This window comes from Serratia sp. AR11, from assembly GCF_056376275.1.
Window position 1 is genome coordinate 1,540,608 of record NZ_CM150739.1, and the last position, 11,245, is coordinate 1,551,852.

Annotated in this window: 12 protein-coding genes; 9 read left to right on the forward strand and 3 right to left on the reverse strand. The window is 56.4% G+C overall.

Annotation, left to right across the window (positions count from 1 at the left end):
• The first annotated feature begins 15 nt into the window (after positions 1-15).
• The 7 genes from ACSOSI_RS07380 to ACSOSI_RS07410 all read left to right on the forward strand — a co-directional run bounded on the left by ACSOSI_RS07380 (position 16) and on the right by ACSOSI_RS07410 (position 7,109).
• Positions 16-726: a GntR family transcriptional regulator gene (locus ACSOSI_RS07380; protein WP_012005853.1), complete on the forward strand. Its 711-nt coding sequence runs from the start codon at positions 16-18 to the stop codon at positions 724-726.
• Between the two features lie 44 nt (positions 727-770).
• Positions 771-2,039 carry an urea ABC transporter substrate-binding protein gene (urtA, locus tag ACSOSI_RS07385; protein WP_115182975.1) on the forward strand — a complete coding sequence of 423 codons (1,269 nt, stop codon included), beginning with the start codon at positions 771-773 and terminating at the stop codon, positions 2,037-2,039.
• Between the two features lie 244 nt (positions 2,040-2,283).
• Complete coding sequence (gene urtB, locus ACSOSI_RS07390; RefSeq protein ID WP_476706785.1) at positions 2,284-3,864, forward strand: urea ABC transporter permease subunit UrtB; 1,581 nt, start codon at positions 2,284-2,286, stop codon at positions 3,862-3,864.
• On the forward strand, positions 3,864-4,940 hold the full coding sequence (gene urtC / locus ACSOSI_RS07395) for an urea ABC transporter permease subunit UrtC (protein WP_476706786.1): 1,077 nt from the start codon (positions 3,864-3,866) through the stop codon (positions 4,938-4,940). The genes urtB and urtC overlap by 1 nt, the downstream gene beginning before the upstream one ends.
• Positions 4,937-5,743: an urea ABC transporter ATP-binding protein UrtD gene (urtD, locus tag ACSOSI_RS07400; RefSeq protein ID WP_476706787.1), complete on the forward strand. Its 807-nt coding sequence runs from the start codon at positions 4,937-4,939 to the stop codon at positions 5,741-5,743. Before urtC ends, urtD begins: the two co-directional genes overlap by 4 nt.
• Before the next feature lie 8 nt (positions 5,744-5,751).
• Complete coding sequence (gene urtE, locus ACSOSI_RS07405) at positions 5,752-6,450, forward strand: urea ABC transporter ATP-binding subunit UrtE (protein ID WP_476706788.1); 699 nt, start codon at positions 5,752-5,754, stop codon at positions 6,448-6,450.
• 146 nt (positions 6,451-6,596) lie between these two features.
• Positions 6,597-7,109 carry a DUF2165 family protein gene (locus tag ACSOSI_RS07410; protein ID WP_476706789.1) on the forward strand — a complete coding sequence of 171 codons (513 nt, stop codon included), beginning with the start codon at positions 6,597-6,599 and terminating at the stop codon, positions 7,107-7,109.
• Positions 7,110-7,264: 155 nt separating this feature from the next.
• Here the strand turns inward: ACSOSI_RS07410 and ACSOSI_RS07415 are convergent, their stop codons facing one another.
• Positions 7,265-7,777 (reverse strand): GNAT family N-acetyltransferase, encoded by a 513-nt coding sequence (locus ACSOSI_RS07415; RefSeq protein WP_259188056.1) that lies wholly within the window; start codon positions 7,775-7,777, stop codon positions 7,265-7,267.
• Between the two features lie 138 nt (positions 7,778-7,915).
• Here ACSOSI_RS07415 and ACSOSI_RS07420 point away from each other — a divergent pair, with 138 nt between their 5' ends.
• Together ACSOSI_RS07420 and ACSOSI_RS07425 are read left to right on the forward strand one after the other, a co-directional pair.
• On the forward strand, positions 7,916-8,686 hold the full coding sequence (locus ACSOSI_RS07420) for a hypothetical protein (RefSeq protein ID WP_476706790.1): 771 nt from the start codon (positions 7,916-7,918) through the stop codon (positions 8,684-8,686).
• A complete protein-coding gene (locus ACSOSI_RS07425) occupies positions 8,679-9,317 on the forward strand; it encodes an RES family NAD+ phosphorylase (protein ID WP_135344513.1) in 639 nt (212 codons plus the stop codon). Before ACSOSI_RS07420 ends, ACSOSI_RS07425 begins: the two co-directional genes overlap by 8 nt.
• 44 nt (positions 9,318-9,361) lie before the next feature.
• Here the strand turns inward: ACSOSI_RS07425 and ACSOSI_RS07430 are convergent, their stop codons facing one another.
• Entirely contained in the window at positions 9,362-10,579 is a 1,218-nt protein-coding gene (locus tag ACSOSI_RS07430; RefSeq protein ID WP_476706791.1) for an FAD-dependent oxidoreductase, read from the reverse strand.
• A 72-nt stretch (positions 10,580-10,651) separates the two neighbouring features.
• Positions 10,652-11,221, reverse strand: coding sequence for a DUF4865 family protein (locus tag ACSOSI_RS07435; RefSeq protein ID WP_476706792.1), 570 nt, complete (start codon positions 11,219-11,221; stop codon positions 10,652-10,654).
• Positions 11,222-11,245: the final 24 nt, after the last annotated feature.

Consider the following 11,245-nt stretch of genomic DNA (forward strand, 5'->3'; position numbering starts at 1 on the left):
GCAGAGAGGAATGCGATGCAAATCACCAATAACCGCAACAAGGCGCGGCCGGAGGGGCTGGCGGAGCGCATCTACCTGCAGCTCAAGGACGATATTTTTGATTTTCAGCTGCTGCCGGGCGACCGCTTTAGCGAAAACGAAGTGGCGCTGCGCATGGACGTCAGCCGCACGCCGGTACGTCAGGCTTTGTTTTGGCTGGAGCGCGAGGGGTATGTCGAAGTGCATTTCCGTAGCGGTTGGCAGGTGCGACCGTTCGATTTTGCCTACTTCGAGGAGCTGTATGACCTGCGTATCGTGCTGGAGTGTGAGGCGGTTAAACGGCTGTGCGCGCGGCCAATGGATGAAGTGCCGTTGCAACTGGAGGCGCTCGGCAGTTTCTGGATCGACGAGCCACGGTTGGAAGACGGCAAAACTGTTTCGCTGCACGACGAACAGTTCCATATGGCGCTGGTGGCGGCGGCGGGCAACGGCGAAATGGCACGCATTCATCGCGACCTGACCGAGAAAATTCGCATCATTCGTCGGTTGGATTTCACCCAGGGCAGCCGGGTGGAGGCGACCTATAACGAACACGCCGCCATTTTGCGGGCGATCCTGCAACAGCAAACCGGGGAGGCGCAAACGCTGCTCAGTAACCATATTGCCGTCAGTAAGGCTGAGGTCAGAAAAATAACCCTGCATATGTTGCATCAAGCACGCCTCCAGCTACCAGACAGTCCTACGTGAGTTTTTCTGAACCTGTTTTCCAACACACATCAGGAGTTTGAACTATGCAACGTCGTCACTTTATAAAAGCTTTCGCGCTGTCTGCCAGCATGATCGGTATGGGGATGGCCTGGAGCGTGCAGGCCGCCGATACCATCAAGGTCGGCATCCTGAGTTCGCTGTCCGGCACCATGGCCATTTCTGAAACGCCGCTCAAGGACGTGGCACTGATGACCATAGATGACATCAATGCCAAGGGCGGCGTATTGGGTAAAAAACTCGAACCGGTGGTGGTGGATCCGGCCTCCAACTGGCCGCTGTTCGCCGAAAAGGCGCGTCAGTTGCTGAGCCAGGACAAGGTGGCGGCGGTGTTTGGCTGCTGGACTTCGGTATCGCGTAAATCCGTGTTGCCGGTGTTTGAAGAGTTGAACGGTTTGTTGTTCTACCCGGTGCAATACGAAGGGGAAGAGATGTCGCCCAATGTGTTCTATACCGGTGCGGCCCCTAATCAGCAGGCGATCCCGGCGGTGGAATACCTGCTGAGCGAAGACGGCGGATCGGCGAAACGCTTCTTCCTGCTGGGCACTGACTACGTTTATCCGCGTACCACCAACAAGATCCTGCGCGCCTTCCTGCACTCGAAAGGCATTCAGGATAAAGACATCGAAGAGGTCTATACGCCGTTTGGTTACAGCGACTACCAGACCATTGTCGCCAACATCAAGAAATTCTCTGCCGGTGGCAAAACGGCGGTGATCTCCACCATCAACGGTGATTCCAACGTCCCCTTCTACAAAGAGCTGGCCAATCAGGGCATCAAGGCCACCGACGTGCCGGTGATCGCCTTCTCGGTAGGGGAAGAGGAGCTGCGCGGCATCGACACCAAACCGCTGGTGGGTAACCTGGCGGCCTGGAACTACTTCGAATCGGTGGATAACCCAACCAACAAGCAGTTCGTCAGCGAATGGCGCGCTTATGCCAAGGCGCACAACCTGCCGAACTATGCTACCGCCGTGACCAATGACCCGATGGAAGCCACCTATGTCGGCATCCACATGTGGGCGCAGGCGGTAGAGAAGGCCGGAACCACTGACGTTGACAAGGTTCGTGCGGCGATGGCCGGGCAGACCTTCGCCGCGCCGTCGGGCTTTACCCTGACTATGGATGCTACCAACCATCACCTGCACAAACCGGTGATGATTGGCGAGATTGAAGGCAACGGCCAGTTCAACGTGGTGTGGCAAACCGATGCTCCGGTACGCGCCCAGCCGTGGAGCCCGTACATTGCCGGCAACGACAAAAAGTCGGAAAGCCCGGTAAAAGGCGGCAAGTAACACCTAATGCCGGTCAGTTAAGCAAAGTTCTAAAAATGTATGACATTGTTTAAGTGGGCGTCCCCCTCTCCTTTGGGAGAGGGCCGGGGTGAGGGGCTAGTGTCGGAGTGCATCCCCTCACCCTAACCCTCTCCCAAAGGAGAGGGAACATGATCACCTTAACTGACAAGCATTAGGCAAGAATGCCCAGCCCCCGTTACGGTGGGGGCTGACTGAGCCATGCCCTATTGCGACGAGACATTTGATGAAACTTTTATCTTTAAGCCATCTCAGGCATCTGTGGTTATTGCTGTGCTGCCTGCCCATGTTCGCGCAGGCGGGGCCGGCCGATGATTTTGCTGCGGCCAACCGTACGCAGCAGGCCAAATTATTGCAGGCGTGGGCGACCGCGCCGGACGCTGCGCGTTTGCCGTTACTGCAGGCGTTAAAGCAGGAAAACCTGGTGACCGACGAGGCCAAACATGCCTTTATCCAGCAGGGCGATCGCTATCAGTCACTGGAGGGTAGCGCTGCCCCGGTCGGTACGCCGAAGAAGCTTTGGCTGAATAACCGGCTGCGGATCCTGATTGCCAACGCGTTGTCGGCACAGCAGCTGGTCAGTGAAGATCCGGCGCTGCGTTTACAGGCGGCGCAGGCCCTGCAGCAGGAGGCGAAAAATGATCAATTGCCGCTGTTGACCCAGCGCCTGGCGCAGGAAAAAGACGACCGGGTGCATGAGGCGTTGAGCATCGCGCTGGCCAATCTGCAACTGGGCGACGCCGATGCCAAAGTGCGTCTCAATGCGGTGCGGCTGCTCGGCAGTTCGGGGGCAGCGGAAACCCAAACCCGGCTGCAGGCGATGACCGACGCCGCTCATGAACCGGACACCGCCGTGCGAGCCGAGGCGTTGAAAAGCCTGACCAGCGTGAAACACCGGCTGATGATCGGCGATCTGATTGGCCAGGCGTTTACCGGCCTGTCGCTTGGCTCGATCCTGCTGTTGGCGGCGCTTGGACTGGCGATCACCTACGGCCTGCTGGGGGTGATCAACATGGCGCACGGCGAAATGCTGATGCTCGGTGCCTACTCGGCTTATCTGGTGCAGGGGCTGTTTCAGCAGTTTGCACCGCAGTGGCTGGCACTGTATCCGCTGGTGGCGTTGCCGGTGGCGTTTGGCATCACCGCCTGCATAGGTATGGCGCTGGAGCGCACGGTGATCCGCCATCTGTATGGGCGGCCGTTGGAAACCCTGCTGGCGACCTGGGGCATCAGCCTGGTGCTGATCCAATGTGTTCGGGTGCTATTCGGCGCGCAAAACGTGGAGGTTGCCAACCCGGCCTGGCTGTCGGGCGGCATTCAGTTACTGCCCAATCTGGTGCTGCCGTGGAACCGGATCGCGGTGATCCTGTTTGTGGTGCTGGTACTGGTGCTCACCTGGTTGCTGCTGAATAAAACCCGCCTGGGTATGAACGTGCGCGCCGTGACGCAAAATCGCGCCATGGCCGCCTGCTGCGGCGTACCCACCGGCCGCGTCGATATGCTGGCGTTCGGCCTGGGTTCCGGCATTGCCGGGCTGGGCGGAGTGGCGTTGTCGCAGCTGGGCAACGTCGGGCCGGAGCTGGGCCAGGGTTATATCATCGACTCGTTCCTGGTGGTGGTGCTCGGCGGCGTTGGCCAACTGGCCGGGACCGTGGTGGCGGCCTTTGGCCTGGGTATTCTTAACAAAATCCTTGAACCGCAGATTGGGGCCGTGCTGGGTAAAATCCTGATCCTGGCGCTGATCGTGTTGTTTATTCAAAAACGTCCTCAGGGACTGTTCGCCTTCAAGGGCAGGGTGATTGACTGATGAGCCAACCATTGACTGTAACCGGCCTGCAGAAGGCACCCCGACTGGCGCTGGGCATCGGCGGGCTGGCGTTGCTGCTACTGCTGATCATGCCGTTTCTGGCATTGTTGCCGGCAGACCATCCGCTGGCGATCTCCACTTATACCCTGACGCTGGTGGGTAAAATCTTGTGTTATGCGGTAGTGGCAGTGGCGCTTGATCTGGTGTGGGGTTACGCCGGGCTGCTGTCGTTGGGGCACGGGCTGTTTTTCGCCCTCGGCGGCTACGCCATGGGCATGTACCTGATGCGCCAGGCGGCGGGCGATGGCCTGCCGGCGTTTATGTCGTTTCTTTCGTGGAATGAATTGCCGTGGTTCTGGAGCGGCACCCAGTACTTCGCCTGGGCGCTGTGTTTGATCGTGTTAGTGCCCGGCGTGCTGGCCTTCGTCTTCGGTTACTTCGCCTTCCGCTCAAAGATCAAAGGGGTGTATTTCTCCATCATGACTCAGGCGTTGACCTACGCCGGTATGTTGCTGTTCTTTCGTAACGAAACCGGCTTTGGTGGCAACAATGGCTTTACCGGTTTCACCACCCTGCTGGGCTTTCCGATCACCGCGACCGGCACGCGGGTGGCGCTGTTCGTGACGACGGTGCTGCTGCTGGCCGCCAGTCTGGCAATCGGCTTTGCTCTGGCCCGCAGCAAATTCGGCCGGGTGCTAACGGCGGTGCGCGATGCGGAAAACCGCCTGACGTTCTGCGGCTACGATCCGAAAGGCTTCAAACTGTTTGTCTGGACGCTATCGGCGGTGCTATGCGGGCTGGCCGGGGCGCTGTATGTGCCGCAGGTGGGCATTATCAACCCGGGCGAAATGTCGCCGACCAACTCGATCGAAGCCGCCATCTGGGTGGCGCTCGGCGGACGCGGCACGCTGGTGGGGCCGCTGCTGGGGGCGGGTATCGTCAACGGCGCCAAGAGCTGGTTCACCATGGCCATTCCGGAATACTGGCAGTTCTTTCTTGGCCTGATGTTTATCGTCGTTACGCTGTTCCTGCCGAAAGGGGTTATCGGCCTGCTGCGCAGAGGGAAATCACAATGAATTCGCTGCAAATGACCGAAGAGCTGTTCACCCAGCCGCTGCCGGCCGATAAATATCGTCAGCAAACCGATCCGGTGCTGCTGCTCGACAAGATCAACGTCAGTTTTGACGGTTTTCGTGCTCTGAGCGATCTGTCGTTGCAGATCGGTGTGGGTGAACTGCGCTGCGTGATCGGGCCAAACGGCGCGGGGAAAACCACGCTGATGGATGTGATCACCGGCAAAACCCGGCCGGACAGCGGCAGGGTGTTTTACGATCAAACCGTCGATCTGACCGCGCTGGATCCGATGCAGATCGCCCAGGCCGGCATCGGTCGCAAGTTCCAAAAGCCCACGGTGTTTGAGGCGCTGACGGTGTTCGAAAATCTGGAGATCGCCCAGAAAACTCAGAAGTCGGTATGGGCCTGCCTGCGCGCCAAACTGAGCAGCGAACAACGCGACCGTATCGATGAAATGCTGAAAACCCTGCGGCTGGGCCATGAACGCTATCGTCCCGCCGGGCTGCTGTCCCACGGGCAAAAACAGTTTCTCGAAATTGGCATGCTATTGGTGCAGGAACCGCACCTGCTGCTGCTCGATGAACCGGCGGCCGGTATGACCGACGCGGAAACCGAGTACACCGCCGAACTGTTCCGCTCGCTGGCGGGCAAGCATTCGCTGATGGTGGTGGAGCACGACATGGGGTTTGTCGAAACCATTGCCGACCACGTCACGGTGCTGCATCAGGGCCAGGTGTTGGCGGAAGGCTCATTGGCGCAGGTACAGGCCGAAGAGCAGGTGATCGAAGTGTATTTAGGACGCTAGGAGCAGCTATGTTGCAAGTGAATGAACTGAATCAATATTACGGTGGCAGCCACATTTTGCGCGGCCTGTCGTTTGAAGCTCATATCGGCGAAGTGACCTGCCTGTTGGGGCGCAACGGCGTGGGGAAAACCACGTTGCTGAAATGCCTGATGGGGCTGATCCCGGCCAGGAGCGGTGGCATCAGTTGGCAGGGTGAAAGCCTTAACGGCAGAAAACCACACCAACGGGTGCAGGCCGGGGTGGCCTATGTGCCGCAGGGGCGTGAGATCTTTGGTCGCCTGACGGTGGAAGAAAATCTGCTGATGGGGCTGGCACGTTTTTCCGGCAGCCAGGCGCGCAAGGTACCGGCTCATATCTATGAACTGTTCCCGGTGCTGTTGCAGATGAAAGATCGGCGCGGCGGCGATCTCTCCGGCGGCCAACAACAGCAGTTGGCGATTGGGCGTGCGCTGGCCTGCCGACCGCAGCTGTTGATCCTTGATGAGCCGACGGAGGGGATCCAACCTTCGGTGATCAAAGAGATCGGTGCAGTGATTAAACAGTTGGCGGCCCAGGGGGATATGGCGATCCTGCTGGTGGAACAGTTTTATGATTTTGCCGCCGAGCTGGCGGACCGCTATCTGGTGATGTCGCGCGGCAGTATTGTCCAGCGCGGTGCAGGCAGCGCGATGGAGCAAGACGGCGTGCGCGGGCTGGTGGCGATATAAGGCTCAATAAGGCTGGGTAGTGAAAGGGCAATGATTCTCAGAACACTTTGTTGGGTGGAACGGTAGTCGCCGTTTAGCTACCCTGAGTTAAACTGCTGCAATACAAGGAATCCAGGGTTATACATCACCATAAATTAGGGATAATTATGAACGAAATCACTATGTCACGTCTGGGTTGTATCGTCCTGTCACTGTTCCCGGCTCTTTGGGGGATCTTCAGTCTGCTGAACAATACCGCCGATTTTTCCGGAACTGCCCAACATGCCGTGGCCCCGCTGCTGGCCATGCAGGATACCTATCAGGCTCCTGGATTAATGTGGCGTGCTATCAACGTTGAATGGGCCGGGCAGGTTGGGCTGGTGACGATCACTTTGCTGGAGTCTGTGGCCGGCATTGCCGCGGCCTTTGGCGTGGTGCTGATGTTGAAACATCTGGGCCATTCTTACGCGGCTTTTGCCAGGGGGAAAGCCTGGGCCATGCTGGGCGCGCTCTGTGCGATCGCGGTATGGGGCCTCGGTTTTATGGTAGTCGCAGGCGACTGGTTTATGGCCTGGCAGGCAAAGGAAAACCCGCTGGCGGTGCAACTGGGTGCGATGCTGTATATGGTGCCCAATACGCTGGCGCTGATATTTTTGATGCTGCAACGCGACGTCCGCTAACCGATAAAGCCGCAGGATTTTTTAATAAAACTGCGGCGTCATGTGAAAAATGTGGTGGTGATCTACGCCGAAAATCGCAGCTTCAATAACCTGTTTGCCAATTTCCCTGGGGTAGAAAAAGCGATGGCGGTGCGCTGGAGTTTCCGGGCTAGCGGTTACAGCGGTTTTGACATATACCAGATGCCGATGGAACCCTGGGCGCTGGTGTAGCAGGTTTCACCGCAAATACTCAGCCCCTGGCGTTGGTAAAAACGCTGGGCGCTGGTATTGCGCTGCAACACTTCCAGCCACAGCGTTTGTTGCTTACGTTCGATCGCCCGTTGCTGTACGTGCTCAAAAAAGTGCTGGCCATAACCTCGGCCGGCATATTCCGGCAGGAAATAGATTTTCTGCAGTTCGGCACCGGTTGTTTGAGTCGGCGCCAGCAGGCTGTTGAAATTCAGCCGTGCGTAGCCCACCAAATTGTCATTTTCATAAGCCAGTAGCCAGCACACGTCCGCGTCCTGCAGCGTCTGTTCCAATGCCTCAACCGCAAAATCTTGCGCCAGAAAAGCGTCCAACTCCTCTTTATGGTGCCAAAGTTCGCCAAAATGGGCCTGATAGGTGCGAATGCCCACATCACGAACCTGCGCTAAATCACCGCTCAAAGCCTGGCGGATACTGAACATAGGGACCTCTTGGTAAGAAATGAGAAACGGCGGCCAACCTGAAAGGGAACCACCACTGGTGAAGATTTAGACAACCCAATGCATACGAGATATACTCAATATACTCAATATACGCAATATCTGCATGCCGGAGGAAGTATGACATTCAAACAGCAAACCCATCGTCGTCAGGGACATCGTACTGTTATGCAAATGCTTACTGCCGATCAGCTGCAACAGCTTAAGCCAAGTAAGCCTTCGGCGCGATTTTTGGTGATTGAAATTGATCCCGATGCTCATACCACCGATTCGGATCGTAACAATGACGCCGGCAATAGCGCCCTGAGAAAAAAGCTTACTGACATGATCAATGATCCTGCAGTAGATCCCAAAGCGGCGATGCAAATGCTGGAGATTGCCTGGGATAGGGTCGCCAAGTCTGCGACAGGGAAGATACCGGCGGCCCGAGTGGATGTCGATAACGCTATGCCTGCCGCCAGTATCTTTGCCGGTTTTCCCGAGTTTCAGGCCCGCAATGAAGAAAGGAAACAGGGCCTTCGCCAGTACCTTCTGGCAGATGCCAACTGGCTGACATCTACCGAACTCTCTGACCGGGCAGGTTTTAAAAATCGCAACCGTAGCGCAGGCCCAAACGGTTGGAAGCAGCGCGGGAAGATTTTTGCGATCAACGTTGAGGGGCACGATCGCTATCCGGCTTATGCATTGGATGAGGCTTACCAGCCGCTAAAAATCCTCAAAGACATATTGACCGTTTTTGGTGACAGCACCAGCGCCTGGTCGATTGCGAGCTGGATGGGCACGGCCAATAGCTGGTTGGAGGGTAAAAAACCCAAAGATCTGATGAAGCAAGATCCTGCTGCGGTGTTACATGCCGCTCTTATAGAAAAGGCGGGAGCGCAGCATGGATGATGACTTACTGCCCCCGGTAGGAAAGGTCAATATTAACAAGCACATTGTTAAGGCAGGGACGCCACTCTATCGTATTCATCGAGAAAAGTACGCTGGCGATGCTTTTAATAATAACCTTGGGGGCGATGCACGATTTAGCCCGATTATTGATCAATACAGTAACGTGATCGCCACTATTTATGCCGGTGATAATACCAAGGTGGCGTTGTGTGAAGTCCCTTTGCACGATGTCGATTTCACAAAACAATATGTTGGGTTCAACGTCAGACGACTTTCGGGTTTGGTTCATACCGAACTGCTGGTGAATACCGAATTGCAGCTTGCTGCATTAGATCAACCCGGCCTGGCGAAGATGAGGGCCTCTAAAAAGGTCGTGCATTGTGATGCTGCTCACTATCAGGTAACGCGCAAGTGGGCTGAAGCAGTTTATGCGCAACATCCAGATGTTCAGGGGCTGATTTGGCCGTCAAAACAACATCCCGGTAATGCCTATGTTTTGTTTGGCGACCGTTTGAATGGAAACGAGTTATCTATTACTGCTAAAACGGTATCAGTAACAGATAAAAGTGTTTTAATACATTTGTTTGAACTGGCGGATAAAATGGGTATTACCCTGCTGGAAGATGATTAATGTATCGATTCTGCCCATTACGTATTTTTGACCGCAGCAAACCCTCACTCTGCAAGATGTTTCGGTGATTCCCGCCGGAATCCCAGCCCGATAATCCGACCAAATAAGCGTGGCAGCCAGCGGCTGTTACCGACGCGGGTCATCAGACTGGATCCGCTGCCACCTCGGCGTTTTTTCGGTCTGCGCTGGCTCATTTTTATTTGCAGAAACTGAGTGGCTTTGGTGGGGAAATTACGGCGTTTTTGCACGCGTAACAGGTGTTTGAGCTGCAAACTGTGGCTGCGTAACGGAGGGATAATCACGTTGGCGGTAGCAACCGCATCCTGAATCGCCAGATTCACCCCGACACCGCCGATCGGCGACATGGCGTGTGCTGCGTCGCCAATGCACAGCACGCCCGGTTTGGCCCATTGATCCAGTCGAGCGATACGAATACTCAATAACTTCACCTGATCCCAACTGAGGATCTCCTGCAGGCGGTGGTCCTGGAAGGGGGCGACCTCGGCGATCTGCAGCAAAAACTTTTCCAGCCCATCCTGTTGGATCGCCTCGAAACTGCCCTTGTCGACTGAATAGCCACACTGCCAGTATTCACCCCGGTCGATCATGATGAAGTTTTGTTTTGGCCCGGTATGCCCCATCGACCAGGCTGGATCGCCGGGTTTTTTAGCGATCTTCATCCACAGCACATCGCGCGGCGAACCAAAACTGTGACTGCTGAGTGCCGCCTGTTCGCGTACCACCGAGTTACGTCCGTCAGTGCCGATTACCAGTTGGCAGCGGACGCGGATTGGACCCTCCGGCGTATCTGCCAGCACCCCGCAGACCTGGCCGCGATCGTACAATAATTGGTGTACCTGCGCCGATTTGATCAGGCTGAACGCAGGAAAGGCGGCGGCTTTTTCCGCCAGAAAGTTAAGGAACTCCCACTGCGGCATAAAGGCGATAAATTTGCAGCGCGTCGGCAGGTGGGTGAAGTCGGCAAGCGTAATGTCACGCCCGGCGATTTCGGCATGCAGCGTTTCTGCGCGCTGGTGCGGCAGTGCCAGCAACTCCTCCAGCAGGCCAAGCTGATGCATGATTTCCAACGTTGAAGGGTGAATGGTATCGCCGCGAAAGTCGCGCAGGAAATCGGCGTGCTTTTCCAGCACTATGACCTCTATCCCCGCCCGGGCCAGCAGATAGCCGAGCATCAGCCCGGCGGGGCCGCCGCCAACGATGCAGCAGGCGGTGGTGTAAGGTGTGATCGGTGGCTGTGACATAGCGGTTGGCCTTAAGGATCCGCATCCTGCCGATCCTGATTGAAAACTCAATATTGATAATGATTATCAATATCAAGTCTGGCTGTCAACCCGCGGCGCTGTGTGGTCAAAGGGGGTGGAAAGGTGGCCAATACGGTAACACTGGGCGTTTGGCGCGATCTCTGTCGGTAGTGCTTGCCATAAATCCAGCCGTACTAACTGCCAGAAGGTAGGGTCAAACGCAACGATGCTGGCCAGAGCACCGGGAGCCACCCACTGTCGTTGTTGCAGTACGTTCAGATCGCTATAGGGCGCAATCGGCCATGTTTGGCGAGTGGCGCAGGTAGCTTGAGAGAGTTGCAGGCGGTCAAAATGCGTCACCCAGGGCAGCCATTGCCTGACTTGTGGCCAGCCAAAGGCCCGGCTGAGGCCTTTAAAACCTTCACCGATCAGAAAGTCACTCATGCCGGCGCTGCTGTTCCACAGATAAAATGGTGCGTACAGATTTTCCTCGCTGTACTCCCCTTTCTGTGCGTAGAGATAGGCTTTAATCAGCAACTGTGGGGCATTGTCCAGCAGATGGCCGAAACGGCTGATGCGATCCTGAATAATAGCCATATCGTAATCGGCGGGCAGGGTGAAACTGTATTGCATGGCAAGCATGGTGATTCTCCTGAAAGCGATTGA